Origin of the sequence: Streptomyces sp. adm13(2018), assembly GCF_008042145.1 — a bacterium.
Taxonomy (GTDB): domain Bacteria; phylum Actinomycetota; class Actinomycetes; order Streptomycetales; family Streptomycetaceae; genus Streptomyces.
In genome coordinates, this window is sequence record NZ_RDBH01000113.1 from 263,932 (window position 1) to 290,430 (window position 26,499).

Sequence of the window (26,499 nt, forward strand, 5' to 3'; positions counted from 1 at the left end):
GCCGACATGGCCATGAAGCTCGAAGCCGCCCGCCAGCTCACCTACGCCGCCGCAGCCAGGTCCGAACGCGTCTCCGCCGGCGGCACCAAGGAAGACCTCACCTTCTTCGGCGCCGCCGCCAAGTGCTTCGCCTCCGACGTCGCCATGGAGGTCACCACCGACGCCGTCCAGCTCCTCGGCGGCTACGGCTACACCCGCGACTACCCCGTCGAACGCATGATGCGCGACGCCAAGATCACCCAGATCTACGAGGGCACCAACCAGGTCCAGCGCATCGTCATGGCCCGCAACCTCCCGTAACCGCCCGTCAACCGACCGCATGACCGCTTGAAAGGAGCCAGGCCGTGACCCTGAGGATCGCTGTCTGTGTGAAGTACGTACCCGACGCGACCGGTGACCGCGGCTTCGCCGACGACCTGACGGTCGACCGCGACGAGGTCGACGGCCTGCTGTCGGAGCTCGACGAGTACGCCGTCGAGCAGGCGCTGCGGATCTCGGAGGAGTCCGACGACGCCGAGGTCACCGTGGTCACGGTCGGACCGGACGACGCCAAGGACGCGCTGCGCAAGGCGCTGTCGATGGGCGCCGACAAGGCCGTCCACGTCAACGACGAGGACATCCACGGCTCCGACGTCTTCGCGACCTCCGCGATCCTCGCGAAGGCACTGGAGAAGACCGGCTTCGACCTGGTCGTCTGCGGCATGGCCTCGACCGACGGCGCGATGGGCGTGCTGCCCGCGCTGCTCGCCGAGCGGCTGAACCTCCCGCAGGTCACCCTGCTCTCCGAGGTCTCCGTCGAGGACGGCACGGTGAAGGGCCGCCGGGACGGCGACGCCGCCACCGAGCTCCTGGAGGCCCCGCTGCCCGCCGTCGTCTCGGTCACCGACCAGTCCGGCGAGGCCCGCTACCCCTCCTTCAAGGGGATCATGGCCGCGAAGAAGAAGCCGGTCGAGGAGCTGGACCTGGACGACCTGGACATCGACGCCGACGACGTCGGTCTCGCCGGTGCCTGGACCCTGGTCGACGCCGTGGCCGCCCGCCCGGCCCGTACGCAGGGCACGATCGTCACGGACGAGGGCGACGGCGGCAAGCAGCTCGCCGCCTTCCTCGCCACCCAGAAGTTCATCTGACCCACCGTCAGCCTGACACGAACAGGAGCAACGAACCATGGCTGAGATCCTGGTTCTCGTGGACCACGCCGACGGTGCGGTCCGCAAGCCGGCCCTCGAACTGCTGACCCTGGCCCGCCGGATCGGCGAGCCCTCGGCGGTCGTGCTCGGCGCCGGCGAGGCCGCGGCCTCGATCGCCGCCACCGCCGGCGAGTACGGCGCGGCCACCGTGTACGTCGCGGACGGCGCCGAGTTCGCCGACCAGCTCGTCGTGCCGAAGGTCGACGCGCTGACCCAGCTCGCGCAGGAGAAGGGGGCCGCCGCCGTCCTGGTGACCTCCTCCGGCGAGGGCAAGGAGATCGCGGCCCGCGTCGCGCTCCGGCTCGGCTCCGGTCTGATCACCGACGCCGTGGAGCTGGAGGCCGGCGAGAACGGCCCGGTCGCCACCCAGTCCGTCTTCGCCGCCTCGTACCAGGTGCGCTCGACGGTCACGCACGGCGCGCCGGTCATCACCGTCAAGCCGAACTCCGCCGCCCCGGAGGCCTCTTCGGCCACCGGTACGGTCGAGAACATCACCGTCTCCTTCACCGGCAACGCCGCGAAGGTCGTCTCGCGCACCCCGCGCGTCTCGACCGGCCGTCCCGAGCTGACCGAGTCCGCGATCGTGGTCTCCGGCGGCCGCGGTGTCGGCGCGGCCGAGGGCTTCGGGGTCGTCGAGAAGCTGGCCGACTCGCTCGGCGCGGCCGTCGGCGCCTCCCGCGCCGCCGTGGACGCCGGCTGGTACCCGCACTCCAACCAGGTCGGTCAGACCGGCAAGCAGGTCTCGCCGCAGCTGTACGTCGCGGCGGGCATCTCCGGCGCGATCCAGCACCGGGCCGGCATGCAGACGTCGAAGACGATCGTCGCGGTCAACAAGGACCCCGAGGCCCCGATCTTCGACCTGGTGGACTACGGCGTGGTCGGCGACCTCTTCGAGGTCCTGCCGCAGCTCACGGACGAGATCGGCGCCCGCTGAACCGTTCGCGCCCGGTGACCTGAAAGGGGCGGGTGGTGGCACTCTGTGCCACCACCCGCCCCTTTCGCGTCTCCCGCACCGGCTCCGGCGATCAGATCCACCCGTCGAGGGGGACCTCCTCGCAGAGCCGGACGACCGGCCTGCGAGCGGTCACGCCGACCCCCGAGGAGACCTTGACCCGGACCCCGGGGCGCACCGCGTGCAGCGGCCCGTCGACCCGGCAGCGGACGGTGAAGCCCTCCGCCATGTAGACCGGCCAGAGGTCGGCATCGGCCGCGGCGACCCCGCGCCGTACGGAGATCACGCCCTCGCCCTCGCTGAGTTCGGGGGTGAGATCGGTCGACCCGCAGGTCGGACAGAGCAGTCGCTGGAACGTCGTGGTGTGGCACCAGCGGCAGCGCTGGAAGTAGAGCTCGGCGTCGGGGCCCGCCTCCTCGGCGGCCTGGACGGCGGTCCCGCTCCTCAGTCCCGTGTGGAACACGATGCCTTCTCCTCGCACTCGGCGGCTCGACCGTGCATGAAGCAAAGATATGGCACTGAGTGCCATCAAATAAAGACCTGAGTTCCCCGAATTGGAGATACCGCGAACCCCGGTGCCGCCGTCAGCCCTCGCCGAGGCTCGATTCCACCTCGCGCACCACGCGCCACATGGGGGTGGACCGCTTGGTGATCACCACGACGACGTCCTCCGCCTCCTCGGCGGGTGCGGCCACCACCGCGTCCGGGCTCCAGGTGGCGCGGACGAACTCCAGGGCGGTGTCCACCTCGGCCAGCGGGTCGCCCTCACCGCCCGAGCGCAGCCAGTGCCGCAGGGCGTGGTTGTGGGCGGCCACCACGGCCGCCGCGGCCACGTTGGCGCGCAGGGTGCCGTCCCGGCGGTCGGCCCAGCGGGTGCGCAGGTAGTCGCCGAGGGTCTTCTCGTACCGCCAGACCACCGACAGCTCGTACGTGCGCAGCCCGGTCACCTCGCGGGTGAGCCGGTAGCGCTGGACGGAGAAGGTCGGGTTCTCGGCGTACATCCGCATGACCAGCCGGGCCGCCCCGCAGACCCGGACCATCGGGTCGTCGGAGTCGGCGCTCGCCGCGAGGAAGCGGGTCATGTCGGCGAGGCACTGCTCGTGGTCGGGGAAGACCACGTCCTCCTTGGAGGGGAAGTACCGGAAGAAGGACCGCCGGCCGACCCCGGCGAGGGTGACGATGTCGTCGACCGTGGTCTGCTCGTAGCCCCGCTCCAGGAAGAGCTGGAAGGCCGCGGCGATGAGGGAGTCCCGCATCGCGGGCTTCGTGGAGTTCGACGACGCTGATCCGGCTGTTCCCATGGGCCGAACCTAACACCCGCGACTCCTTTGCGCGGCACTAGGTGCCGGGAGGAACCGGCACCGAGTGCTTTCGCGAGGGTACGGAGGCCCGGAACGTGCCGGGGTCGGTGGTCAGCGGGTACGGAGGCCCGGAACCGGCCGGGCGCCGGGGTCAGCGGGCGGCCATCCGGAGCGCGCCGTCCATGCGGATCGTCTCGCCGTTGAGGTAGTCGTGCTCCGCGACCATCGTCACCAGGCGGGCGTACTCCTCCGGACGCGCGAGGCGCTGGGGGAAGGTGACGCTCGCGGCGAGACCGGCCCGGACGTCCTCCCCGAACCCCGCCATCATCGGGGTGTCGACGATGCCGGGGGCGACCGTGACGACCCGGATGCCGAACTGGGCGAGGTCGCGGGCGGCGGTGACGGTCATACCGGCGACGCCCGCCTTGGAGGCGGCGTAGGCGATCTGACCGACCTGGCCCTCGAAGGCGGCGATCGAGGCGGTGTTGACGACGAGTCCGCGCTGGCCGTGCTCGTCGGGCTCGTGCCGGGCGATGGCCTCGGCGGCGAGCCGCATCACGTTGAACGTACCGATCAGGTTCACGTCGACGACGGCCCGGAACAGGTCGAGGTCGTGCGGGCCCTTGCGGCCCAGGATGCGGGCCGAGGGCGCGATGCCGGCGCAGTTGACGGCGAGCCGCAGCTCGGCGCCGTCGGCCTCGACCGCCGCGAGGGCCGCGCGGACCTGCTGCTCGTCGGTGACGTCCGCGGGGAGCAGCCGGACGCCCTCGGGCTGCTGTCCGGCGGCGGCCACGGCCTTGTCCAGGTCGAGGCCGTAGACCGTGGCGCCCCGGGCGGCGAGGGCCGCCGCGGTGGCGGCGCCGAGACCGGAGGCGGCACCGGTGACGAGAGCGGCGGAGCCGGCGATGTCCATGGAACTCCTCGTTCGTGTCGTGCGGGGGCGACCCTGCCGCCGGGTCGGCCGCCGGATCGGGCGCGTGCCCGCGGAGGACCGCGCGGTCCGCGCGATCTGCGCCGCCCACCATAGAACCGCAGGCCGCGTCCCCGGAAACGGAGCCGGGCCGGGCCGGAGCGGGCCGCGGACGGCGCGGCGGAGCCCGGCCGGACGGCGAGCGGTCGGACGGCGAACGGCCGGGCGGACGCGGGCCGGTGGGATCCCGCGGCGCTCGTCCGGCCGAGCATCGTTACGGCTGTGCGAGTCCCCGGCTGATCACGAGGCGCTGGATCTGGTTGGTGCCCTCGAAGATCTGGGTGATCTTGGCTTCGCGCATGTAGCGCTCGACCGGGAAGTCCCGGGTGTAGCCGTAGCCGCCGAGCACCTGCACGGCGTCGGTGGTGACCTTCATCGCCGTGTCCGTGGCGATGAGCTTGGCCGCGCTGGCCTGGCGGCTGAAGGGGCGGCCGAGGTCACGGCGGCGGGCCGCGTCCAGGTAGGTGGCGCGGGCCGCGTCGACGGCGGCGGCCATGTCGGCGAGGAGGAAGCCGAGGCCCTGGTGGTCGATGATCCGCCGGCCGAACGTGGTGCGCTCGTTGGCGTACGCCACGGCCGCGTCGAGGGCGGCCTGGGCGAGGCCGGTGGCGCAGGCGGCGATGCCGAGGCGGCCGCTGTCGAGGGCGCTGAAGGCGATCTGGAGGCCCTGGCCCTCGTCGCCGACGAGCCGGTCGGCGTCGAGCAGGGCGCCGTCCCAGTAGGCGGAGGTGGTGGGCACGGCCTGGAGGCCCATCTTGCGCTCGGGGGCGCCGAAGCCGAGGCCCTCGGCGGTCCCGGGGGCGAGGAAGCAGGAGATGCCGTGGCTGCCGGGGGCCGTCCGGGCGAAGAGGGCGTAGAAGTCGGCCTTGCCGCCGTGGGTGATCCACGCCTTGGTGCCGGTGATCCGGTACCCGCTGCCGTCCTCCTGCCGCTCGGCCTTGCAGGCGAGGGCGGCCGCGTCGGATCCGGCCTGCGGCTCGGAGAGGCTGTAGCCGCCGATGGTGCGGCCCTCCAGCATCTCGGGGAGCCAGCGCTCCTTCTGCCCGGCGGTGCCGAAGGCGTGGAGCGGGTGGCAGGCGAGGGTGTGGACGCTGGTGGCGACGGCTACGGCGGCCCAGCGCGCGGCGAGCTCCTCCAGGACCTGGAGGTAGACCTCGTACGGCTGGCCGCCGCCCCCGTACTCCTCGGGGTAGGGCAGGCCGAGCAGCCCGGCCTCGCCGAGGGTGGCGAACAGCCCCTCGGGGTACTTCTCGGCGGCCTCGTACTCGTCGACCCGGGGAGCGAGCTCCTTGTCGGCGATCTCCCGGGTGAGGGCGATGAGGTCCGCCGCCTCGGGGGTGGGAAGCAGGCGGTCGACATCCATGGCGACTCCAGCGGCGCGCAAAGTGGTACTGGGACGGGTACTTCAGTACCGCTTAGAGTAGCGCAGAAGGGTGTCGGTGTAACCCCGAGGAGAGACGGCCTGGAATACTGGGCGGGTGATCGAGACCTCAGCCGCCGACAGCCCGAAGCTGACGGGTCGCGGTGCGGCCCGCCGCTCCGCCCTCTTCGAGGAGCTCGTCGCCCTGCTCGTCGGCGAGGGGTTCGCCCGGCTCACGCTCGACGACCTCGCCGCCCGGCTGCGCTGCTCCAAGCGGACCCTGTACGGCCTGGCCGGCAGCAAGGAGCAGCTGGTCCGGGCGGCGGTCGTGCACTTCTTCCGGCGCGCCACCGCGCGGGTCGAGGCGGTCCTGGCCGCCGCGACCGATCCCGCCGAGCGGCTGGCCGCCTACCTGCGGGCGGTCTCGGCCGAACTGGCCCCGGTCTCCCCGCAGTTCTTCGACGACGTCGCGGCCTTCGAGCCGGCGGCGGAGGTGTACGAGCGGAACACGCGCGCGGCGGCCGGGCGGGTCCAGCAGCTCATCGAGGAGGGCGTCCGGGCCGGGGTCTTCCGCGAGGTGCACGTGACCTTCGCGGCCGACGTCATCTCCTCGGTGATGGTGCGCATCCAGCGCCGCCAGGTCGCCTCGGCGACCGGCCTGGCCGACGCGGAGGCGTACGAGCAGCTGGCGGAACTCCTCCTCAGCGGCCTCCGCAAGGCTTGAGTCGTGCCGCGCCGGGGCGGGCGCCGCGCGTTCGGCGCCCGGCCGCCCCGCGTTCAGGCTGTGAAGGCTTCGTCCGCTTAATTCAGGATATGAGTCAAACCTCAAGAGAAGAGCGCGTCCGGGGCACTCGCAGCGGTATGTTGCGGTGGAAGACTCTTCCACCTGGGGGCCCGAGTGACCAAGCGGAACGGCCGCACCGTGCGTGACCTTCGACGCGAGAACCGCACCGCCGTCCTGCAGCGCCTCTACTTCGACGGGCCGCTGAGCCGCTACTCGCTCGGCCCCGCGACCGGCCTCAGCTCGGGCTCCGTCAGCAACGTGGTGGCGGAGCTGGTCGCGGAGGGCCTCGTCGAGGAGGCGGGCAGCGTCGACTCGGCCGGCGGACGCCCCCGTACCCTCCTGCGCATCTCCCCCGACAGCGGCTGCATGATCGGCGTCGACGTCGGCGAGACCCGGGTCAGGATCGAGCTGTTCGACCTCGCGCTGACCGAACTCGCGCGCGCCGAGCGCCCGTTGGCCGTCGACGGTCCGAATCCCCACGAGCGGTACGAGGTCGGGGTCGTCGTCGGGCACGTCCGCGAGGGCATCGCGGAGGTGCTGCGGAGCGCGGACGTGTCCACGGATCGGCTCCTCGGCGTCGGCGTCGGGGTCCCCGGCATCGTGGCCCGGGACACCGGGGACGGCGCGGTCGTCCACGGGCAGACCATCGGCTGGGACGCGGTACCGCTGGAACGGCTGCTGCGGGAGAGCGTGGACCTGCCGGACACGGTGCCGTACTGGATCGACAACGGGGCCAAGACCCTCGGGCAGGCCGAGATGTGGTTCGGCGCCGGACGCGGGGCGCACAGCGCCGTGGTGGTGCTGTTCGGTTCGGGTGTCGGCGCGTGCGTGGTCACCGATCCGATGGGGCCGGGCCGGGCCATCGAGTGGGGCCATCTGACCGTCCGCGTGCGGGGGCGGCGCTGCCGCTGCGGCGCGCAGGGCTGCCTGGAGGCGTACGCGGGAGCGGAGGCGCTGCTCGAACGGTGGCGGGAGGCGGGCGGGGTGCCGCCCGCGGGCGCCGACGAGGAGACGGCGCTCACCGCGATGCTCGCCGCGGCCTACCCCGCCGACCCGGACACGGAACCCGACGCGACCGCGCTCGCCGTCCTGGCCGAGACCGCCGAGTACCTCGGCGCCGGCTTCGCCGACCTCATCAACCTCTTCCAGCCCGAACGGATCCTCGTCGGCGGCTGGGCCGGCCTCCAGCTCGGCCCCCGCTTCCTGGAGACGGTCGAGGGCTACGCCCTGCGGTACGCGCTGGCCTACCCGGCGGCCCGGGTCGAGATCGGGATGGGCACGCTCGGCCCGGACGCGGTCACCGTCGGGGCGGCGATCCTGCCGCTCGCGGACTTCTTCGGCCGGGGCGGCCGGCGGGACGAGGGCGGGACCGCCGAGGAGCAGCCGGCCTGGGCGTCGACGCTCAGGGAGCGCGCGGCGCAGTGAACGCGCGGGACGTCAGGCCGAGCCGGTCCGCCGCGCGGGCCGTCGGGCCACGGGCCCGTTCCGGCACGCCGGCCGGTCGGGCCGCTGACCCGGGCCGCCGCGCCCGCCGTCAGGCCCCGAAGCCGATCCGCCGTACGGGCAGCCGTCAGGCCACGGAGCCGATCCGTCGTGCGGGTTCGGCCGGGGCGTCGTGGTGGATCGGGGTGTGGGCGCCGGTGAGGGAGCGGCCGGTGCCGCCCCGGCGGTTGGCGACGATCTCGGCGCCGATCGACAGGGCCGTCTCCTCGGGCGTACGGGCCCCGAGGTCGAGGCCGATCGGCGAGCGCAGCCGGGCGAGTTCGATTTCGGTGACGCCGACCTCGCGGAGCCGCTCGTTGCGGTCCACGTGGGTGCGGCGGGAGCCCATCGCGCCGACGTAGGCGACGGGCAGTGTGAGGGCGGCCTTGAGCAGCGGCACGTCGAACTTGGCGTCGTGGGTGAGGACGCAGAGCACCGTGCGGCCGTCGACCTCGGTGGACTCCAGGTAGCGGTGCGGCCATTCGACGACGATCTCGTCGGCCTCGGGGAAGCGGGCCGGCGTCGCGAAGACGGGCCGCGCGTCGCACACGGTCACGTGGTAGCCGAGGAACTTGCCGACCCTGACGAGGGCGGCCGCGAAGTCGATGGCACCGAAGACGATCATGCGGGGCGCCGGGACCGAGGACTCGACGAGGAGGGTCAGCGGCTGTCCGCAGCGGCTGCCGTCCTCGCCGATCTCCGCGGTGCCGGTGCGTCCCGCGTCGAGCATCGCGCGGGCCTCGCCGGCCGCCGTGCGGTCCAGCTCGGGGTGACCGCCGAGCTTCCCCTCGTACGAGCCGTCGGGGCGGACCAGGAGCGCCCGGCCCATCAGGTCCTCGGGGCCGGAGACGATCCGGGCCAGGGCCGCCGCCTCGCCCGAGGCGGCGGCGGCGAGCGCGGCGGGGAAGACCCCGCCGCGGACCGGGGTGACGAGGATGTCGATGATGCCGCCGCAGGTCAGACCGACCGCGAAGGCGTCCTCGTCGCTGTAGCCGAAGCGCTCGACGACGGTCCTGCCGTCGTCGAGGGCCTGCTGGCAGAGGTCGTAGACCGCGCCCTCCACACACCCGCCGGAGACCGAGCCGATCGCCGTGCCGTCGCTGTCGACGGCGAGTGCGGCGCCCGGCTGCCGGGGCGCGCTCCCGCCGACCGCCACGACCGTGGCGACGGCGAACTCGCGTCCCTGCTCGACCCACCGGTGCAGCTCCTCGGCGATGTCCAGCATCTCGAACTCCTCGATGTCTGTGTGGGGAGGGCGGCGGTCGGCGTCAGCTGACGCCCAGCCAGCTCTCGATCGGATGGATCGCGAAGAACACGATGAAGATCGCGGTCAGGCCCCACATGAAGGCGCCCACTTCGCGTGCCTTGCCCTGCGCCGTCTTGATGACGGCGTAGGAGATGACGCCGGCCGCGACACCCGTGGTGATGGTGTACGTGAACGGCATCAGGACCACGGTGAGGAACACCGGGATCGCGACGGAGCGGTCGCTCCAGTCGACGTGCTTGGCGTTCTGCATCATCATCGCGCCGATGACGACCAGGGCGGCGGAGGCGACCTCGGCCGGCACGATCGCGGTGATCGGGGTGAAGAAGAGGCAGGCCGCGAAGAACGCGCCGGTGACGACGGAGGAGAGACCCGTGCGGGCTCCCTCGCCGACGCCGGTCGCCGACTCGACGAAGACCGTCTGGCCGGAGCCGCCGACGCCGCCGCCGATGACACCGCCGGCACCGTCGATGAACAGCGCCTTGGAGAGGCCGGGCATCCGGCCCTGGGAGTCGGCGAGCTTGGCCTCGGAGCCGACGCCGATGATGGTGGCCATCGCGTCGAAGAAACCGGCGAGCACCAGGGTGAAGATGATCATGGTGATCGTGATGTAGCCGACGTCGCCCCAGCCGCTGAAGGACACCTCGCCGATGAGCGAGAAGTCGGGCGTGGAGACCGCGCTGCCGCTGAGCTCCGGCGGACCGGAGAACCAGGCCTTGGCCGGCAGGTCGCCGACGGCGTTGACGATGGCGGCGATGACCGTGCCCGCCACGATGCCGATCAGGATGGCGCCGGGCACGTTGCGGGCCTGGAGCGCGAAGATCAGCAGCAGGGTGAAGGCGAAGATCAGGACCGGCCAGCCGGCCAGCTCACCGGCCGGGCCGAGGACGACCGGGCCGCCGCCGGGCGAGGGGTTCTCGTGGACGAAGCCGGCCTTGACGAAGCCGATCAGCGCGATGAAGAGGCCGATGCCGATGGTGATCGCGTGCTTGATCGCCAGCGGGATCGCGTTCATGATCATCTCGCGGAGGCCGGTGACCACCAGGAGACAGATCACCACACCGTAGGCCACACACATGGCCATGGCCTGCGGCCAGGTCATGACGGCGATGACCTGCGAGGACAGCACGCCGGAGACGCTGAGACCGGCCGCGAGGGCGAGCGGGACCTTGCCCCAGAAGCCCATGAGCAGGGTGGTCACGGCGGCGGCGAGCGCGGTCGCGGTGATGAGGGCGGGCTGGCTGAGGACGTTGCCGTCCACGTCCTTGCCGCCGAGGATCAGGGGGTTGAGCAGGAGAATGTACGCCATCGCCATGAAGGTGGTGACGCCGCCGCGGATCTCCGTCGCGACGGTGGATCCTCTCTCCGAGATGTGAAAGTACCGGTCGAGCCAAGAGCGGCCGGCGGGGACGTTCGAGCCGGAGCCCGCGTCCTCCGAAGCGGTCTTGGGCTCCACAGACGACTGGGTCATGGGGCCTACTCCCAAGGTTCAAAGGGGCACCCGCGTCAGACTTCGAAGGACTTCGGATCTGCTGAAGTTGCGGGATTTGGGATGCTGCGTGGGCTGCACGACCCGGGGGACGGCCCGAGACGAACGGGATGTTTCGGTACTGCTGGTCCTGCTGGTGGAGCGGGTCCTGCTGGGGGTTACTCCGGGCGGTGCGGGCGGGGAAGTGTGACGTTCCTGGGAGGCACACACCGCCCGGAGAGTCCTAGAGGGTGCCGGTGAGCGCCTCGGGGCGGACCGGCGTCTTGTTGAGCTCGAGACCCGTCGCGTTCCGGATCGCCGCGAGGACGGCCGGGGTGGACGACAGGGTCGGGGCCTCGCCGAGTCCCCGCAGGCCGTACGGCGCGTTGGGGTCGGCCAGTTCGAGTACGTCGACCGGGATGGTCGGCGTGTCGAGGATCGTCGGGATCAGGTAGTCCGTGAAGGAGGGGTTGCGCACCTTCGCGGTCTTCGGGTCCACGATGATCTCTTCCATCACCGCGACGCCCAGGCCCTGGGTGGTGCCACCCTGGATCTGGCCGACCACGGAGAGCATGTTGAGCGCCTTGCCGACGTCCTGGGCGGTCGCGAGCTCGATGACCTTGACCAGGCCGAGCTCGGTGTCCACCTCCACGACCGCGCGGTGCGCGGCGAAGGTGTACTGGACGTGGCCGTCGCCCTGGCCGGTGACCAGGTCGAACGCGGCGGTCGGGCGGTGCCGGAACTCGTGCTCCTGGTCGACGGCCTCGCCTTCCAGGACGTCCGCCAGGTCCGCCAGGACCTCGCCGCCGTCGGTGACGACCTTGCCGTTCTCCAGCAGGAGCTCGGCGGTGGCCCACGCCGGGTGGTACGAGCCGAACTTGCGGCGGCCGATCTCGAGGACGGCCTCGCGCACCTTCTCGCAGGTGTTCTTCACCGCGCCACCGGTCATGTACGTCTGCCGGGAGGCGGACGTCGAGCCGGCGGAACCGACCTGGGTGTCGGCCGGGTGGATGGTCACCTGGGTGACGCCGAGCTCCGTGCGGGCGATCTGCGCGTGGACGGTGACACCGCCCTGGCCGACCTCCGCCATGGCCGTGTGGACCATGGCGACGGGCTCGCCGTTGATGACCTCGAGGCGCACCCGGGCGGTCGAGTAGTCGTCGAAGCCCTCGGAGAAGCCGACGTTCTTGATGCCGACCGCGTAGCCGACGCCGCGGACGACCCCCTCGCCGTGCGTGGTGTTGGACAGACCGCCCGGCAGAGCGCGGACGTCCGCCTGCTCACCGGCGGCGAGCCACTGCTGCTCCGGCGGCATCGGGCGGGCCTTGACCCGGCGGAGCAGCTCGGCGACCGGGGCCGGCGAGTCCACGACCTGGCCGGTCGGCATGATCGTGCCCTGCTCCATCGCGTTCAGCTGGCGGAACTCGACCGGGTCCATGCCCAGCTTCGCCGCGAGCTTGTCCATCTGCGCCTCGTAGGCGAAGCACGCCTGGACCGCGCCGAAGCCGCGCATCGCGCCGCAGGGCGGGTTGTTCGTGTAGAGCGCGACGGCCTCGATCTCGACGTCGTCGATGACGTACGGGCCGACCGAGAGGGAGGAGGCGTTGCCGACGACGGCCGGGGAGGCCGAGGCGTAGGCGCCGCCGTCCAGCACGATCCGGCACTTCATGTGCGTGATCTTGCCGTCCTTGGTGGCCCCGTGCTCGTACCAGAGCTTCGCCGGGTGACGGTGCACGTGGCCGAAGAAGGACTCGAAGCGGTTGTAGACGATCTTGACCGGCTTGCCGGTGCGCAGCGCCAGCAGGCAGGCGTGGATCTGCATCGAGATGTCCTCGCGACCGCCGAAGGCACCGCCGACGCCGGAGAGCGTCATGCGCACCTTCTCCTCGGGCAGGCCGAGGACGGGGGCGATCTGCTTGAGGTCCGAGTGCAGCCACTGGGTGGCGACGTAGAGGTCGACACCGCCGTCCTCGGAGGGCACGGCGAGGCCGGACTCCGGGCCGAGGAAGGCCTGGTCCTGCATGCCGAAGGTGTACTCGCCGGTGACGATGACGTCGGCCTTCTTGGCGGCCTCGTCCGCGTTGCCGCGGATGATCGGCTGGCGGTGCACGATGTTCGGGTGCGGGACGTGACCGGAGTGGTGGTCGTCGCGGCCCTCGTGGATCAGCGGCGCGTCCTCGGCGAGGGCGGACGCCTCGTCGGTGACGAGCGGCAGCTCCCGGTACTCGATCTTGATCTTGGCGGCCGCGCGGCGCGCGGTCTCCGGGTGGTCGGCGGCGACCAGGGCCACCGGCTCGCCGTGGTGGCGTACCCGGCCGTTGGCCAGGACGGGGGTGTCCTGGATCTCCAGGCCGTAGTTCTTCATCTCGGCCGGCAGGTCGTCATACGTGAGGACGGCGTACACGCCGCCCATCGCGAGGGCCTCGGAGATGTCGATGGAGACGATCTCGGCGTGCGCGACGGTGGAGCGGAGCGTCTGGCCCCACAGCATGTCCTCGTGCCACATGTCCGAGGAGTACGCGAACTCACCGGTGACCTTGAGGGTGCCGTCGGGGCGGAGCGTGGACTCGCCGATGCCGCCCTTGGTGTGGTTCTGGGTGACGTTGGTGGGGGTGCCCGCCGGAGCGGTGCGCGTGTTCTGGGCCATCGTCAGACCGCCTCTCCCTGACGGGCGGCCGCGAGGCGGACCGCGTCGAGGATCTTCTCGTAGCCCGTGCACCGGCAGAGGTTGCCGGAGAGGGCCTCACGGATGTCCTGGTCGGACGGGTCGCTCTGGCGCTCCAGGAGCTCGTCGGCCGCGACCAGGAGACCCGGGGTGCAGAAGCCGCACTGGACGGCGCCCGCGTCGATGAACGCCTGCTGGATCGGGGAGAGCCGGACGCCCTCACCGGTCTGCGAGTCGGCCGGCTTGGCCTGCCACTTCTTCGCGGAGTCGAGGCTGGTGCCGCAGCCGCCGGTGCCACAGGCACCGCCGGGGTGGGCGTCCTCGCGGTGCTGGGAGTAGTCCGCCAGACCCTCGACGGTGACGACCTCGCGGCCCTCGACCTGGCCGGCGGCGACCAGACAGGAGCAGACCGGCACGCCGTCGAGGCGGACCGTGCAGGAGCCGCACTCGCCCTGCTCGCAGGCGTTCTTGGAGCCGGGGAGCCCCATCCGCTCACGCAGGACATAGAGGAGCGACTCGCCCTCCCAGACGTCGTCGGCTTCCTGCGGACGACCGTTGACCGTGAAATTGACGCGCATGGTTATGCAGCTCCCTCAAGCGGGCGGCCGGTGCCGCGGTACTGCTCCCAGGTCCAGCCGAGCTGGCGGCGGGCCATGATGCCGACGGCGTGGCGGCGGTACTTGGCGGTGCCTCGGACGTCGTCGATCGGGTTGGCGGCGCCCGAGCACAGGTCGGCGAACTGCTTCGCGATCGACGGGGTGATGATCTTGCCGTTGTCCCAGAAGCCGCCCTCTTCGAGCGCCGCGTTGAGGAAGGCCTCGGCCTCCTTGGCGCGGATCGGGGTGGGTGCGGCGGAGCCGATGCCGGTGCGCACGGTCCGGGTCTCCGGGTGCAGGGCCAGGCCGAAGGCGCAGACGGCGATGACCATCGCGTTGCGGGTGCCGACCTTGGAGTACTGCTGGGGGCCGTCCGCCTTCTTGATGTGGACGGTCTTGATGAGCTCGTCGGGCTCCAGCGCGTTGCGCTTCACGCCCGTGTAGAACGCGTCGATGGGGATGAAGCGGCTGCCGCGCACCGACTCGACCTCGACCTCGGCGCCCGCGGCGAGCAGGGCGGGGTGGGCGTCGCCGGCGGGCGAGGCGGTGCCGAGGTTGCCTCCGACGCCGCCGCGGTTGCGGATCTGCGGGGAGGCGACGGTGTGCGAGGCGAGCGCCAGGCCGGGCAGCTCGGCCCGCAGGTTCTCCATGATCTGGGTGTACGGAACGGCGGCGCCGAGGCGGACGTTCTCCTCGCCCACCTCCCACTCGCGCAGCAGCTCGATGCGGTTCAGGTCCAGGAGGTACTCGGGCCGCCGGTGGTCGAAGTTGATCTCGACCATGACGTCCGTGCCACCCGAAAGGGGCACGGCCGTGGGGTGCTCTGCCTTGGCGGCGAGCGCCTCCTCCCAGCTGGCGGGGCGAAGGAAGTCCATGGTGGCTCTCTTCTAGTGATTCTGGTGATCGGGGTTCGTGCGCAGGGTTCCGGGGGGACGGCCGGTCCTCGACTTCACGTTCATGTGCTGTTCACGCGGTGTGTGGCCTAGTACACAAGCCCGGGATCGCCCGGTGCAGTCACCGAAGACATGAAGGAGTTGGCTGGGTCCCGCCGTCGTCTTGTAGATTCGAACGAAAGGCGGGAAACAGTCACCTCACTGTTTTCCCCTGGAAACGGTGGCACCACGCCACCGTCGACAACGCGACACCTCCACCATCCACTGACGAAGGAACGGCGGCGACACGATGCGGCTGCGCGCACTGCTGGAACACGACGCGCTGGGGCTGCGCCTGCTCGGCGGCGACGACGAGCTGGACCGCACCGTCCGCGGCGTGATGACCACGGACCTCAAGGACCCCACCCGGTATCTGTCCGGCGGCGAGCTGGTGCTCACCGGGCTCGCCTGGCTGCGGGAGCCGGCCGACGCGGAGCCCTTCGTACGGATCCTGGCCTCGGCCGGGGTCGCCGGGCTGGCGGCGGGCGAGGCGGAGCTCGGCGACATTCCCGACGATCTCGTAGAGGCGTGTTCGCGCCATCGTCTGCCGCTCTTCGCGGTGAACGAGACCGTTGCTTTCGCGACGATCACCGAACACGTTGTTCGACAGGTCTCCGGCGAGCGGGCGGGTGACCTGGCGGCCGTCGTCGACCGGCACCGGCGGCTCATGACCTCGGGGCCCGCGGGCGGCGGGCCCGAGGTGGTCCTCGACCTGCTGGGCTCCGACCTGGACCTGCGGGCCTGGGTCCTGTCCCCCACCGGCCGCCAGATCGCGGGGGCGGGCGAGCCCCTCCCGGCCCCGCTGGCCGCCTCGCTGGCCGGTGAGCACCTGGCCGCCACCCGGACCGGCCGGCGCGGCCCGCACCGGCTCAGCACGGGCGGGACGGCGTACTCGCTGTTCCCGATCCGCAACACCGGCCGGGGCGCCGCCCCCGCGTCCCGCGATGTGCGCGAGACGGTCCTCTCGGACTGGCTGCTGGCCGTCGAGGCGGACGCCGGGGACTGGCCGGCCGCCCGGCTCGACCTGCTCCAGGGCGTCACCCAGCTGATCGCCGTGGAGCGGGACCGGCGCGACGCGGCCCGTACGGTCCGGCGCCGGCTCGCGCAGGAGGTCCTGGAGCTGGTGCAGACGGGCGCCGCGCCCGCCGAGATCGCGGCCAGGCTCCGGGTGGCCGCCCCGGTGCTGCTGCCCGGGCTGGGTACGGCCCCGCACTGGCAGGTGGTCGTCGCCCGGGTGGAGTGGGAGCAGGAGGCCGGTCAGGGCACGGCCGTGGATGCCGGGCCGGTCGCCCAGGCGCTCCTGGAGGAGATCCTCGTCGACCCGGCGACCGTGGGCGCCGAGTCCGCCGACCGGATCGCCGTCGCGCATACCGGGGACGAGGCCATCGCGCTGGTGCCGCTGGCCTCGGGCCCGCTGCCGGACAGCGAGGACGAGGCTCCGGCCACCGCGCTGGGCCTGCACGCGGACGCCCTGCTCGCGGCCGTACGCGCTCCGCTGTCGGCGGGTCTCGCGGACGACGGGCGGCTCACCCTCGGGGTCAGCGCCGCCGTGCACTCGGCGGAGGGCCTGCGCGGGGCCCTGGAGGAGGCGCGGCACGCCCGCCGGGTGGCCGCGGCCCGTCCGGGCCGGGTCTGCGCGGCCGGCCACCACGAGCTGGCCTCGCACGTGCTGCTGCTGCCGTTCGTCCCGGACGACGTCCGGCGCGCGTTCACGGCCCGGCTGCTCGACCCGCTGCGGGACTACGACCGGCGGCACCGCGCGGAGCTGATCCCGACCCTGGAGGCCTTCCTGGACTGCGACGGCTCCTGGACGCGCTGTGCGACCCGGCTGCACCTGCACGTGAACACGCTGCGGTACCGGGTGGGGCGGATCGAGCAGCTCACCGGCCGTGACCTGTCCCGCCTGGAGGACAAGCTCGACTTCTTCCTCGCGCTGCGGATGAGCTGATCGGACGACCCCGGCGGCCGCACGCGGATTCATCCCTTCGGGCGAGTCCGGTGGAGTGACGTCCGGGCCGGTGGTGCCCTCGGCCGTGCGGCCGGCGGGCTCCCTCCGGGGCCTGATCACGGGCCCCGGAGCGATCTGACGGCCCGTCGTTCGCGGTCGGGACGGCGGTGCCCCGGGGTACCGGTGTCTTGTGAAATCTTTCACCTGACCCCTTGGCCAGGTACTCCCCTTCGTGCTGAGATGCGGGTCTCACTCAACAGCTCAATGGCGCGCTCGGGGAGGGCAACGTGGCGGATACCGCCATGTCTGGTTCCGAATCAAGGGGCGGCGGAGATCCGTCCCTCGCCTACGGCAAGGAGACTCCCGTGGAGACCGCCATATGGCGGCTCCGCTCCCGGGGTTGCTGGACGGACGCGGCCGCGCTCCTCGCGCCCCACGCCACCGAACCCGCCGCCGCACTCGAACGGGCCGCGCTGCTGATCGAGCGCTGCCTCTACACGGAACAGGGCTGGGCCGACGCGGAGGAGGCGCTCCGGGCGGCCGAGGCGGTGGCCGGCACCGACGAGGAGCGCGGGGCCGCCGCCTGCGAACGCGGTTATCTGGCCTACGCGTCGACGCTCCTGGGGGTCCGCGACCGGGCCGACGAGGCGCGGATGGCCCTGGGGCGGGCGGCCGCGCTGATCTCCCCGTCCGCCATGGGCCGACCACTGCTCGACCTGCGCCGGGGGCTCATCGCGCAGAACCTCGGCGACTCCCCGCAGGCCGCCCATGCCGCGTACCGCAGGGCGCACGCCGGGGCGACCGCGCAGGGGGACTCGCTGCTGCTCTCCTCCACCTGGCGGCATCTGGCCGGACTCGCCCTGCGCGAGGGCGAGTTGGCGGAGGCGCGGCACGGTTTCGCCGAGTCGCTGCGCATCCGGGAGGAGTTGGGCTATCTGGTCGGCACGGCCCCGGCCCTCACCGCCCTCGCCACCACCGAGACGGAGCCGGAGGCGGGTCGGCTGCGCGCCGAGGCACGGCGGCTCTTCCGCCTCCTGGGCGGGGTGCCGACCTGGCTCGCGAGCCAGCTGGCTCCGCAGCCGGCCACCTGAAGGCCGGTGTCCCGAGAGTCTGATGACGACCCCTCAGGTCCGGGGACGGCGCGGGGACAGGCACACCAGGCTCTCGTCGGTTCCGACGAGCAGTGAGCCGGTGCCGGTGACGGCGACCGCGCGGACCGGGGGGCCCGGGCGGAACGAGAGGGTCGGGCCGCCGTCCGGGCGGCGCAGCTGGACGAGGCCGTCGCCCCAGGCGACGGCGACCAGCGGGCCGTGCGGGGTCTCCGTCGCGTGCAGCGAGACCACCGGCGAGGGCCGTTCGGCGAGGGGCTCGGGGCGCGGGTCGCGGCCCGGTGTCCAGAGCCGTACGGTCCCGTCGACGCCGCCGGAGCAGACGAACGGGGTCTCGGAGTCCACCGCCGCGACCGCCGCCACCCGGCCGCTGTGCGAGGCGGCCTGGTGCAGACCCCGCAGACCGAACGCGTGCACGGAGCCGAGCCGGTCCCCCACCACCACCGAACCGGCGATCGCCGCGAGGGCCGTGCCGGGGTGCCGGGCCAGGGTCGCCGAGACGGCCTCGGTCAGCCGCTCCAGGTACGGGGCCCGCGGCGCCGTCCCCCGTACGGTGTGCAGCCTGCCGCGGTCGTCCAGGAGCAGCACCGTGCCGTCCGGTGCGGGGGCGAGCGCGGTGACCCGGCCGGGCACGGTGTGGGCGAGGCGGCCCGCGGGGCTCGCGTCGGCCTCGTGCAGCAGCCGGACGGCGCCGGTGCGGTCGCCCACCAGGAGCGTCCCCTCCAGCGGTCCGCCCGCCGCACCGAGGACGGTGACCGGGCCCGGCCAGGGCGGGGTGAGGTCGCCGCGGTGCCGGGCCCAGCGGAGCCGCCAGGGCGAGCCCTGCGCGAGGTCCGCGAGCGCGGGGCGCAGTCGGGGGTCGGCCCCGTCGCCGAGGGCCGACAGCAGCACCAACGCCCGGTCCGCCGGATCCTGTTCGCGGCAGAGGGACTGACCGGCCCGCATCCAGGCGGCCCGCAGCCCACCGTGGTCCTCGGCGGCGCTCTCGCCGGGCCGGGCGGGTTCCTCGGGTCCGTCGAGGGTTCCCGGGAGTCCGGCGGCGGCCGCTCCGGTGACGTACGCCGTGGTGACGAGCAACGGGTCGGCCGTGCAGACCGCCACCGGGTCGGAGAGGTCGGGCAGCGGGCGGGACGGCCCGGGGGCGTCGGCGCCGGGGGCGTCGGTGTCGCCGTCGAGGTCCACGACGGCGACCCGCCGGTCGTTGCGCAGGGCCGCGGGGGCGGGGGTGCCACTGCGGGCCTCGACCACGAGACGGACCCGGCCGACGCCGGCGAGCTCGGCGATCAGGTCGGTGAGCGCGGCGGGTTCGGCGGCGGCGTGCAGATCAGTGAGGAGCAGGACGGCGCGCCCGGCGGGGCGGGTCTCGCTGGTGGCGAGGGCGTGCACCAGGTCGCCGGGCGACCGCGCCACCACGCCGAGGTGGTCGGCGATCGTCCAGGTCGCGCCGAGGGCGCTCTGTCCGGCCAGCGGGACGAGGACCCGGGCCGTGCGGCGGCGCGGCCGGCCGGCCCGCGGGCCGTGCTTGGCGAACCAGCCGAGCAGAGCCGTCTTGCCGCTGCCGGGGGCTCCGGTGACCAGGCAGAGCCGCGGTGCCTCGGGGTCGGTGAGCCAGCCGAGCAGGGCGGTGGCCTCGGTCTCCGTACCGGTGACGGGTCGGCCTCCGTCCGCAGGGGACGGGGTCGCGGACGGCATGGGGCACCTCACGGGCGACGCGGTACGGGCGGCTGTCGCCCTCGACCTTAGTGGGCGAGGGGCCCCCGGGACCGCCCCTCGCGAGGACGGCCTTCCGGGAGCCTCCGCGGGGCTGTTCCAGGCGGTGGGCGTCAGTCGTTCAGGCCGGTGAAGTGCTCGCGGACGAGGGACTCGACGACCGTGAGGTCCTGGGCGATCAGGGCGTCCAGCAGGGCGGTGTGCTCGGCGGCGTCGGCCACGAGCACGCCGTGGCGGACCACGGGCGCGCTGATCAGCGGCCACTGGGAGCGGCGGTGGAGGTCGTCGGCCACGGTGAGCAGCTGCTCGTTGCCCGCGAGGGAGAGGACGGCCCGGTGGAACGCCCGGTCGGCCTCGGCGTAGTGGGCGCGGTCGCCGCGGGCCGCGGCGACCGAGGTGGCCTCGGCGACCGGGCGGAGCTCGGCCCAGCGGGCGGCCGGGACCGTGCGGGCGAGCCGCAGCATGACGGGGACCTCGATGAGCGCGCGGACCTCGGCGAGTTCGGCGAGTTCGCGGGGGGTCCGCTCGGTGACGCGGAAGCCGCGGTTGGGCACGACCTCGACGGCGCCCTCGACGGCCAGGCGCTGCATGGCCTCGCGGACCGGGGTGGCCGAGACGCCGAACCGCTCGCCGAGGGCGGGCGCGGAGTACACCTCGCCGGGGACGAGCTCGCCGCCCACGAGGGCGGTACGGAGCGCGTCGAGGATCTGCCCGCGCACGGAATGCCGGACGACACGGGGGCCGGCGGCGGGGGCGGGGAGGGAGGCATGGCCTCGCGGACCGGGGTGGCCGAGACGCCGAACCGCTCGCCGCGGGCGCGGTCGGGGCGGTCGGCGCCGTCGGCGCGACGGTCGGCCCCCCCGGACGGACGTTCGGCGCCGCGGGTCTGTTCGGGCACCCGCGCGGACTCCGACGGCATCCGCGCGGGCTCCGCCTGCGCTGCCCCGGCGGGCTCCGTCGGCGTCCGGGAAGGGTCGCCGAGGGGTGGTGACGGGTCCTCCGCCGCCCGCTCGCGCGCTGCGCCCTGCTCCACCCGGGTCCTCCTGCGGCCTCGTGCCGGGCCCGGCTCGCGTCGCGCGGGTCCCCTGTGCACCATAGGCGAACGGGGCCGTGTCAGGGGTGTGAGGACTGCCTCCCTGGTGAGGGGCCCGTGGCCGGTGGTGAGAGGTGAACCCGAATCGGGTAAGGTAAGGCTAACCTGCCAACGCTCGCGATTCGGTGGTCCGCATGACCGTCCCCGCCCTGTTGCCCGCCGCCTCGACCTCGCCCGTCGCGGCCTCCTACGCCCGGCTCGCCGAGGTCTTCCCCCATCTGCGGATAGAGGAACACGTCCACGGCGAGCAGCTGCCGCGCGGCGCGGGCTGGGTCGGCGCGGAGGATCTCGCGGCCGGCGGCCCCGACCTCGACGCCTTCCTGGCCTGGGACAACGCGCAGGTGCTGCGCGACTACGGCACCCAGGCCCGGCCCGACGTCGTCGCCAGCTTCGGACTGCACCGGTACGCCTGGCCCGCCTGCCTGCTCGTCACCGTCCCCTGGTTCCTGGACCGCCGGGTGCCCCGCCTGCCCGCACGGAACGTGTCGTTCCAGCGCGCGCTCGGCCGGCTGGCCGTCCGGGTGGAGGAGTTCGCCTGCCTGCCCGACGACCCCGCCGCGGCCCTGCCGGGCGCCCGGGTGGTCGCCGACGAGGACGCGCTGCGGGCCGAGGTGCGCGCCTCGCTCGCCGAGCACTTCGAGGCGATCCTCGACGGCTTCGGCTCCCGGATGCGGCGTGGCCGCCGCGCCCTGTGGGGGATGGCGACGGACGAGATCGTCGAAGGCCTGTGGTACGTCGGGACGCTGTTCGACGAGGAGCGGCGGGCGATGGCGGAGCTCGACCTGCTGATGCCGGGCACGGCCAAGCCGTACAAGCCCTACGCGGGCGCGGCGGGCTTCCGCGAACTGCCCGGCACCGAGGGCGCGGACGGCGCTCCGCGCGCCACGCGCGACCGGGCGACCTGCTGCTTCTTCTACACGCTGCGCCCCGAGGACACCTGTCTGACCTGTCCGCGCACCTGCGACGCCGAGCGGGTCCGGCGGCTCGCGGCGACGGCCTGACGGTCCCGGGCGATTACGCCACCCGGAAGGGTGGCGTAAATCGAACCCAACCCCTGTTCCCTGCAAGGGCGTTCGACCAGAACGTACCTATTCGTATGTCGTGGCTCCCCGATGGCGTGCTCTTGCCCGGAAACCCCTTGAGCGCCCCGCGAGGTCGGCCAGTATGGGCCGCTGAACGCCCTACTGCGATGCAAGGGACACCGCATGAGACTGACCGACATATCGCTTGACTGGCTGCTTCCGGGCGGCGTCATGGTGGCCGGAGTCCTGACGGCGGTGGCGGTGCTCGCGCGCGGGAAGCGCGCCGGTGACCAGGCCGCGGCCGAGGACTCCTGGGAACGCAGCGAGGAGCGCCGCAGACGCAAGGAGGCGGTGTACGGCACCGCTTCCTACGTCCTCCTCTTCTGCTGTGCCGCGGTCGCCGCGGCGCTCTCCTTCCACGGCCTGGTCGGCTTCGGCCGGCAGAACCTCAACCTCACCGGGGGCTGGGAGTACCTCGTCCCGTTCGGCCTCGACGGCGCCGCGATGTTCTGTTCGGTGCTCGCGGTCCGCGAGGCCAGTCACGGCGACGCGGCCCTCGGCTCCCGCCTGCTCGTCTGGCTGTTCGCGGGCGCGGCGGCCTGGTTCAACTGGGTGCACGCTCCGCGCGGTATGGGCCACGACGGGGCACCGCAGTTCTTCGCGGGCATGTCCCTCTCGGCCGCGGTCCTGTTCGACCGGGCGCTCAAGCAGACCCGCAGGGCCGCGCTGCGCGAGCAGGGCCTGGTGCCCCGCCCGCTGCCGCAGATCCGGATGGTGCGGTGGATGCGGGCGCCCCGGGAGACGTTCGCCGCCTGGTCGCTGATGCTGCTGGAGGGCGTACGGACCCTGGACGAGGCCGTGGACGAGGTGCGCGAGGACCGGCGGGAGAAGGAGCAGAACCGGATCCGCCGGCGCGACCAGGTCAAGCTGGACCGGGCCCGGTTGAAGGCGATCAACCGCCAGCACCGCGCCTTCGGGCTCGGCAGGGGCGGCGGCCGCCAGGTGGAGATGGCGGCGCTCAACGCCACCTCGGGCGCCGGTACGGGCCCGGGGCCGGGGTCGGGCACCGGCTCGGGCACGGGTTCCGCGACGGCGTCGGTACCGGCCGCCGTCGCGGAACCGGCCATAGCGGATCCGGGACAACTGCCGCTTCGACCCCGGCCATCCCTCCAGGCCGTCCGCGGCCGTGACACCGCGACCGGGGAGTCCCGGACGGTGGACCTCACCGCGGAGGACGACACCCAGACGCTGCCCCGTCTGGACTCCCTGGAGCGCAAGCTCAAGGAGATGGAGCAGCAGTTCGGCTGAACCGCCGCACCGTCCTCCGCACACGTCGGCGGGGCCGCCTCTCAGGCGGCCCCGCCGTTCAGTTCGAACCAGACCACCTTGCCGGGCTCGTGGTCGTCGACTCCCCAGGAGTCGGCCAGGGCGTCCACCAGGATCAAACCCCTGCCGTGCGTGCCGTCGTCGGCGGGCGGTGCGTCCGGCGGTGCCAGACCGGGGACGAAGTCGCGTACCTCGACCCTCAGTTGCTCGGGCACGACCGTGGCCGTGACGACCGCCCCGTGCTCGGTGTGGACGAGGGCGTTGGTCACCAGTTCGCTGGTGAGCAGTTCCGCCACGTCCGAGGCCCCGGGCCCGCCCCAGTGCCCCAGCAGTTCGCGTAACGCGTGCCGTACCTCCGGCACCGCGGTGAGATCCGCGCATCCCAGCCTTCTCAGCAGTTGAGTCGGCTGTCGTGCCTCCCCGGCCATATCCCCCACCCACAGATCGCGTCGAACAGGCTCCCGGGATGCATGCCCCGCCACATCCCCCGCATGCCCTCAGGGCCGGGGGACGTTGCGCAGGTTGGAGCGGGCCATCTGGAGCATCCGGCCCACCCCGCCGTCCAGGACGATCTTCCCCGCGGAGAGGGCGAAGCCGGCCACCATGTCGGCGCTGATCTTCGGCGGGATCGACAGCGCGTTGGGGTCGGTGACGACGTCCACCAGGGCGGGGCCCTTGTGCCGGAAGGCGTCCTTCAGGGCGCTCGTCAGCTGCTTGGGCTTCTCGACCCGTACGCCGAAGGCTCCGGCGGCGCGGGCGATGGCCGCGAAGTCCGGGTTCTTGTTCGTCGTTCCGTACGAGGGCATTCCGGAGACCAGCATCTCCAGCTCGACCATGCCGAGCGAGGAGTTGTTGAAGACGATCACCTTGACCGGCAGGTCGTACTGCACGAGCGTGAGGAAGTCGCCCATCAGCATGGAGAACCCGCCGTCGCCGGAGAGCGAGACGACCTGGCGGTTCCGGTCGGTGAACTGCGCGCCGATGGCCTGCGGCAGCGCGTTCGCCATCGAGCCGTGGCTGAAGGAGCCGATGATCCTGCGGTGCCCGTTGGGGGTGAGGTAGCGGGCCGCCCAGACGTTGCACATCCCGGTGTCGACGGTGAACACGGCGTCCTCGTCGGCGAGTTCGTCGATCACGGAGGCGACGTACTCGGGGTGGACGGGGACGTGCTTCTCGACCTTGCGGGTGTAGGCCCGGACGACGCCTTCGAGGGCGTCCGCGTGCTTCTTGAGCATCTTGTCGAGGAAGCGCCGGTCGGCCTTGGGCCGGACGCGGGGGGCCACGCAGCGCAGGGTCTCCCGGACGTCGCCCCAGACCGCGAGGTCGAGCCGGGAGCGGCGCCCGAGGTGCTCGGGCCGGACGTCCACCTGCACGATCTTCACGTCGTCGGGCAGGAAGGCGTTGTACGGGAAGTCGGTGCCGAGCAGGATCAGCAGATCGCACTCGTGGGTGGCCTCGTACGCGGCGCCGTATCCGAGCAGTCCGCTCATGCCGACGTCGTACGGATTGTCGTACTGGATCCATTCCTTGCCGCGCAGGGCGTGGCCGACCGGGGACTTGATCCGCTCGGCGAACTGCATGACCTCGGCGTGCGCCCCGGCGGTCCCGCTGCCGCAGAAGAGCGTCACCCGCTCGGCCTGGTCGATCATCTTGACGAGGGCGTCGACCTCGGCGTCCCCCGGGCGGACGGTCGGCCGGGAGGTGACGAGCGCGGTCTGCGCGGCCTTCGCGGGGGCGGGCCGGGAGGCGATGTCGCCGGGCAGCGCGACCACGCCGACGCCTCCGCGGCCGACGGCGTGCTGGATCGCGGTGTGCAGCAGCCGGGGCATCTGCTCCGGGTTGGAGATGAGTTCGCTGTAGTGGCTGCACTCTCGGAACAGCCGGTCCGGGTGCGTCTCCTGGAAGTAGCCCAGGCCGATCTCACTGGACGGGATGTGCGAGGCGAGAGCCAGGACCGGGGCCATCGAGCGGTGCGCGTCGTACAGGCCGTTGATCAGGTGCAGGTTGCCCGGGCCGCAGGAGCCGGCGCAGGCGGCCAGCTCTCCGGTGATCTGGGCCTCGGCGCCGGCGGCGAAGGCGGCGACCTCCTCGTGCCGCACCTGGATCCAGTCGAGCGAGGGGGTGCGGCGGATCGCGTCGACGACCGGGTTCAGGCTGTCGCCGACGACGCCGTACATGCGCCGGACTCCCGCGCGGACGAGGATGTCGACGAACTGCTCCGCCACGTTCTGTTTGGCCATGGGTCCATCAACCCACGACCCGGCGGGTCCCGCCCGGTGGACTAGGCCGTCTCCGAGGAGGAGGGCTACGCCTCCCAGACACCCACCCCCGTGCGGTCGTCGGCGTAGCCGGTCACCCGCAGCTGGGTGTCGGCGAGGAACGCGGCCAGTCCGGGCGCCTCGGCGCCGGCCCAGCGGGTGGCGAGTTCGCGGGCGAGGTCGGGTTCCCCGCGCATCGGCTCGGCGAGGCCGGGCGAGGCGAGGAGCAGGGTGTCGCCGGGGCGGGCGACGGAGGCGCGGAACCGGAACGGCTCGGCGGGCGGCGGCACGGGCTCCTCGACGAGGGGCCCCGGCGCGGTGGTGATGCCGAGGTCCATGGTGAGCCGGTCGCCCTCCTCGGTCTCGGAGGCGGTGTCCGGCGGGGGCGGCGAGCCGAAGCCCAGGACGGGGGCGCCGGTGACGGCGGCCGGTTCGGGCAGCAGCGGTTCGATGTCCTGCCAGGCGCCGTCGCGGAGCCGGAAGAGTCCGCCGCCGCCGATGCCGAAGAAGACCCGGGTGCGGCAGTCGGGGTCGGCCGGGACGAGCAGGCAGCGGAGCGTCGCCGTGTACTCGTCGGGGGCGAGGCCGCGCTCGGCCGCGCGGGCCCGGAGCCTGCCGTAGGTGCGGTCGGTGAGTCGGTGCAGTCCCGACTTGAGGTCGCCGCGGCGGCCGGACCGGATGTCGTCGGAGAGCCGGGCGTGGCTGCGGCAGACGGCCTCCGCGATCCACCGGCAGGCGTCGGCGGCGGCGAGGTGGGCGTCCTCGGCGGCGCGCGAGCCGGCGGCGACGGCGACGAGGACGAGCGCGGTCTCGTCGTGGCCGAAGCGGGCGGTGAGCAGGGCGTCGCGGCGGGGCTCGCCCCGGTAGCGGGCGGAGTCGCCGCGGACGGAGGCGGCCCGCAGGGTGCAGGCGCCGTAGCGCGCGCCGTCGAGCACGGTGTCGGCGACCAGCTCGCCGAGCTCGCCGGGCCGGGCGACGGGCAGGGCGGTCGGCTCGGCCTCGTAGGTGGGCGGCCGGCTCCCGACGTATCCGGTACGGGGCCGGGGGACCGAGACGTGAGCGGTGGGGC

Annotated in this window: 23 protein-coding genes; 9 read left to right on the top strand and 14 right to left on the bottom strand. The window is 73.2% G+C overall.

Annotated features, from left to right (window positions below; genetic code table 11):
- From EAO70_RS11210 to EAO70_RS11220, 3 genes are all read left to right on the top strand, one after another.
- On the top strand, window positions 1-300 hold a 300-nt coding region (locus tag EAO70_RS11210), incomplete at its 5' end, for an acyl-CoA dehydrogenase family protein (protein ID WP_261992803.1).
- 44 nt (window positions 301-344) lie between these two features.
- Entirely contained in the window at window positions 345-1,130 is a 786-nt protein-coding gene (locus tag EAO70_RS11215; RefSeq protein WP_148002834.1) for an electron transfer flavoprotein subunit beta/FixA family protein, read from the top strand.
- 37 nt (window positions 1,131-1,167) lie between these two features.
- Window positions 1,168-2,124, top strand: coding sequence for an electron transfer flavoprotein subunit alpha/FixB family protein (locus EAO70_RS11220; RefSeq protein WP_148002835.1), 957 nt, complete (start codon window positions 1,168-1,170; stop codon window positions 2,122-2,124).
- A gap of 91 nt (window positions 2,125-2,215) precedes the next feature.
- Here EAO70_RS11220 and EAO70_RS11225 read toward each other — a convergent pair whose 3' ends face one another.
- The 4 genes from EAO70_RS11225 to EAO70_RS11245 form a co-directional block, all read right to left on the bottom strand.
- The gene (locus tag EAO70_RS11225; protein WP_148002836.1) at window positions 2,216-2,605 is read right to left on the bottom strand and encodes a zinc ribbon domain-containing protein; all 390 of its coding nucleotides are present in this window, start codon (window positions 2,603-2,605) and stop codon (window positions 2,216-2,218) included.
- 121 nt (window positions 2,606-2,726) lie between these two features.
- Complete coding sequence (locus tag EAO70_RS11230) at window positions 2,727-3,443, bottom strand: TetR family transcriptional regulator (protein WP_148002837.1); 717 nt, start codon at window positions 3,441-3,443, stop codon at window positions 2,727-2,729.
- 151 nt (window positions 3,444-3,594) lie between these two features.
- Window positions 3,595-4,356 (bottom strand): SDR family NAD(P)-dependent oxidoreductase, encoded by a 762-nt coding sequence (locus tag EAO70_RS11235; RefSeq protein ID WP_148002838.1) that lies wholly within the window; start codon window positions 4,354-4,356, stop codon window positions 3,595-3,597.
- A 271-nt stretch (window positions 4,357-4,627) separates the two neighbouring features.
- The gene (locus EAO70_RS11245; RefSeq protein WP_148002840.1) at window positions 4,628-5,776 is read right to left on the bottom strand and encodes an acyl-CoA dehydrogenase family protein; all 1,149 of its coding nucleotides are present in this window, start codon (window positions 5,774-5,776) and stop codon (window positions 4,628-4,630) included.
- Between the two features lie 115 nt (window positions 5,777-5,891).
- Here EAO70_RS11245 and EAO70_RS11250 point away from each other — a divergent pair, with 115 nt between their 5' ends.
- On the top strand, window positions 5,892-6,497 hold the full coding sequence (locus EAO70_RS11250) for a TetR/AcrR family transcriptional regulator (RefSeq protein WP_148002841.1): 606 nt from the start codon (window positions 5,892-5,894) through the stop codon (window positions 6,495-6,497).
- A 174-nt stretch (window positions 6,498-6,671) separates the two neighbouring features.
- On the top strand, window positions 6,672-7,982 hold the full coding sequence (locus EAO70_RS11255) for an ROK family transcriptional regulator (protein WP_148002842.1): 1,311 nt from the start codon (window positions 6,672-6,674) through the stop codon (window positions 7,980-7,982).
- A 145-nt stretch (window positions 7,983-8,127) separates the two neighbouring features.
- On the opposite strand, the gene EAO70_RS11260 is transcribed toward EAO70_RS11255, so the two are convergent.
- From EAO70_RS11260 to EAO70_RS11280, 5 genes are all read right to left on the bottom strand, one after another.
- On the bottom strand, window positions 8,128-9,264 hold the full coding sequence (locus EAO70_RS11260; protein WP_148002843.1) for an XdhC family protein: 1,137 nt from the start codon (window positions 9,262-9,264) through the stop codon (window positions 8,128-8,130).
- A 43-nt stretch (window positions 9,265-9,307) separates the two neighbouring features.
- Window positions 9,308-10,774: an NCS2 family permease gene (locus EAO70_RS11265; RefSeq protein ID WP_148002844.1), complete on the bottom strand. Its 1,467-nt coding sequence runs from the start codon at window positions 10,772-10,774 to the stop codon at window positions 9,308-9,310.
- A gap of 241 nt (window positions 10,775-11,015) precedes the next feature.
- A complete protein-coding gene (gene pucD / locus EAO70_RS11270; protein ID WP_148002845.1) occupies window positions 11,016-13,418 on the bottom strand; it encodes a xanthine dehydrogenase subunit D in 2,403 nt (800 codons plus the stop codon).
- Between the two features lie 2 nt (window positions 13,419-13,420).
- Window positions 13,421-14,014 carry a (2Fe-2S)-binding protein gene (locus tag EAO70_RS11275; protein ID WP_148002846.1) on the bottom strand — a complete coding sequence of 198 codons (594 nt, stop codon included), beginning with the start codon at window positions 14,012-14,014 and terminating at the stop codon, window positions 13,421-13,423.
- Window positions 14,015-14,016: 2 nt separating this feature from the next.
- Window positions 14,017-14,907, bottom strand: a complete 891-nt coding sequence (locus EAO70_RS11280) for an FAD binding domain-containing protein (RefSeq protein WP_148002847.1) — start codon at window positions 14,905-14,907, stop codon at window positions 14,017-14,019.
- A gap of 307 nt (window positions 14,908-15,214) precedes the next feature.
- On the opposite strand from EAO70_RS11280, the gene EAO70_RS11285 reads away from it, so the two are divergent.
- Both EAO70_RS11285 and EAO70_RS11290 read left to right on the top strand, forming a co-directional pair.
- Complete coding sequence (locus tag EAO70_RS11285) at window positions 15,215-16,912, top strand: PucR family transcriptional regulator (protein WP_148002848.1); 1,698 nt, start codon at window positions 15,215-15,217, stop codon at window positions 16,910-16,912.
- A gap of 302 nt (window positions 16,913-17,214) precedes the next feature.
- The gene (locus tag EAO70_RS11290; RefSeq protein ID WP_148002849.1) at window positions 17,215-18,003 is read left to right on the top strand and encodes a hypothetical protein; all 789 of its coding nucleotides are present in this window, start codon (window positions 17,215-17,217) and stop codon (window positions 18,001-18,003) included.
- A 33-nt stretch (window positions 18,004-18,036) separates the two neighbouring features.
- On the opposite strand, the gene EAO70_RS11295 is transcribed toward EAO70_RS11290, so the two are convergent.
- Together EAO70_RS11295 and EAO70_RS40300 are read right to left on the bottom strand one after the other, a co-directional pair.
- Window positions 18,037-19,713, bottom strand: a complete 1,677-nt coding sequence (locus tag EAO70_RS11295; protein WP_148002850.1) for a WD40 repeat domain-containing protein — start codon at window positions 19,711-19,713, stop codon at window positions 18,037-18,039.
- A gap of 131 nt (window positions 19,714-19,844) precedes the next feature.
- Entirely contained in the window at window positions 19,845-20,450 is a 606-nt protein-coding gene (locus EAO70_RS40300; RefSeq protein ID WP_148002851.1) for a GntR family transcriptional regulator, read from the bottom strand.
- 508 nt (window positions 20,451-20,958) lie between these two features.
- On the opposite strand from EAO70_RS40300, the gene EAO70_RS11305 reads away from it, so the two are divergent.
- The gene (locus EAO70_RS11305) at window positions 20,959-21,825 is read left to right on the top strand and encodes a (2Fe-2S)-binding protein (RefSeq protein WP_148002852.1); all 867 of its coding nucleotides are present in this window, start codon (window positions 20,959-20,961) and stop codon (window positions 21,823-21,825) included.
- A gap of 204 nt (window positions 21,826-22,029) precedes the next feature.
- On the top strand, window positions 22,030-23,154 hold the full coding sequence (locus EAO70_RS11310; RefSeq protein WP_148002853.1) for a DUF2637 domain-containing protein: 1,125 nt from the start codon (window positions 22,030-22,032) through the stop codon (window positions 23,152-23,154).
- Between the two features lie 41 nt (window positions 23,155-23,195).
- Here the strand turns inward: EAO70_RS11310 and EAO70_RS11315 are convergent, their stop codons facing one another.
- From EAO70_RS11315 to EAO70_RS11325, 3 genes are all read right to left on the bottom strand, one after another.
- Entirely contained in the window at window positions 23,196-23,600 is a 405-nt protein-coding gene (locus EAO70_RS11315; RefSeq protein ID WP_148002854.1) for an ATP-binding protein, read from the bottom strand.
- A gap of 69 nt (window positions 23,601-23,669) precedes the next feature.
- Window positions 23,670-25,412: a pyruvate dehydrogenase gene (locus EAO70_RS11320; RefSeq protein WP_148002855.1), complete on the bottom strand. Its 1,743-nt coding sequence runs from the start codon at window positions 25,410-25,412 to the stop codon at window positions 23,670-23,672.
- A 65-nt stretch (window positions 25,413-25,477) separates the two neighbouring features.
- Window positions 25,478-26,499: protein phosphatase 2C domain-containing protein (locus tag EAO70_RS11325; RefSeq protein ID WP_148003014.1), on the bottom strand; the 1,022-nt coding region annotated here is incomplete at its 5' end.

What these genes read in the sequence shown, in the direction of transcription:
- EAO70_RS11285 (WP_148002848.1), top strand. Translation starts at nt 15,215, where the DNA reads ATGCGGCTGCGCGCACTGCTGGAACACGACGCGCTGGGGCTGCGCCTG.
- EAO70_RS11260 (WP_148002843.1), bottom strand. Translation starts at nt 9,264, where the DNA reads ATGCTGGACATCGCCGAGGAGCTGCACCGGTGGGTCGAGCAGGGACGC.
- EAO70_RS11265 (WP_148002844.1), bottom strand. Translation starts at nt 10,774, where the DNA reads ATGACCCAGTCGTCTGTGGAGCCCAAGACCGCTTCGGAGGACGCGGGC.
- EAO70_RS11220 (WP_148002835.1), top strand. Translation starts at nt 1,168, where the DNA reads ATGGCTGAGATCCTGGTTCTCGTGGACCACGCCGACGGTGCGGTCCGC.
- EAO70_RS11315 (WP_148002854.1), bottom strand. Translation starts at nt 23,600, where the DNA reads ATGGCCGGGGAGGCACGACAGCCGACTCAACTGCTGAGAAGGCTGGGA.
- EAO70_RS11245 (WP_148002840.1), bottom strand. Translation starts at nt 5,776, where the DNA reads ATGGATGTCGACCGCCTGCTTCCCACCCCCGAGGCGGCGGACCTCATC.
- EAO70_RS11305 (WP_148002852.1), top strand. Translation starts at nt 20,959, where the DNA reads ATGACCGTCCCCGCCCTGTTGCCCGCCGCCTCGACCTCGCCCGTCGCG.
- EAO70_RS11290 (WP_148002849.1), top strand. Translation starts at nt 17,215, where the DNA reads ATGTCTGGTTCCGAATCAAGGGGCGGCGGAGATCCGTCCCTCGCCTAC.
- EAO70_RS11275 (WP_148002846.1), bottom strand. Translation starts at nt 14,014, where the DNA reads ATGCGCGTCAATTTCACGGTCAACGGTCGTCCGCAGGAAGCCGACGAC.
- EAO70_RS11310 (WP_148002853.1), top strand. Translation starts at nt 22,030, where the DNA reads ATGAGACTGACCGACATATCGCTTGACTGGCTGCTTCCGGGCGGCGTC.
- EAO70_RS11235 (WP_148002838.1), bottom strand. Translation starts at nt 4,356, where the DNA reads ATGGACATCGCCGGCTCCGCCGCTCTCGTCACCGGTGCCGCCTCCGGT.
- EAO70_RS11230 (WP_148002837.1), bottom strand. Translation starts at nt 3,443, where the DNA reads ATGGGAACAGCCGGATCAGCGTCGTCGAACTCCACGAAGCCCGCGATG.
- pucD (WP_148002845.1), bottom strand. Translation starts at nt 13,418, where the DNA reads ATGGCCCAGAACACGCGCACCGCTCCGGCGGGCACCCCCACCAACGTC.
- EAO70_RS11320 (WP_148002855.1), bottom strand. Translation starts at nt 25,412, where the DNA reads ATGGCCAAACAGAACGTGGCGGAGCAGTTCGTCGACATCCTCGTCCGC.
- EAO70_RS11295 (WP_148002850.1), bottom strand. Translation starts at nt 19,713, where the DNA reads ATGCCGTCCGCGACCCCGTCCCCTGCGGACGGAGGCCGACCCGTCACC.
- EAO70_RS11280 (WP_148002847.1), bottom strand. Translation starts at nt 14,907, where the DNA reads ATGGACTTCCTTCGCCCCGCCAGCTGGGAGGAGGCGCTCGCCGCCAAG.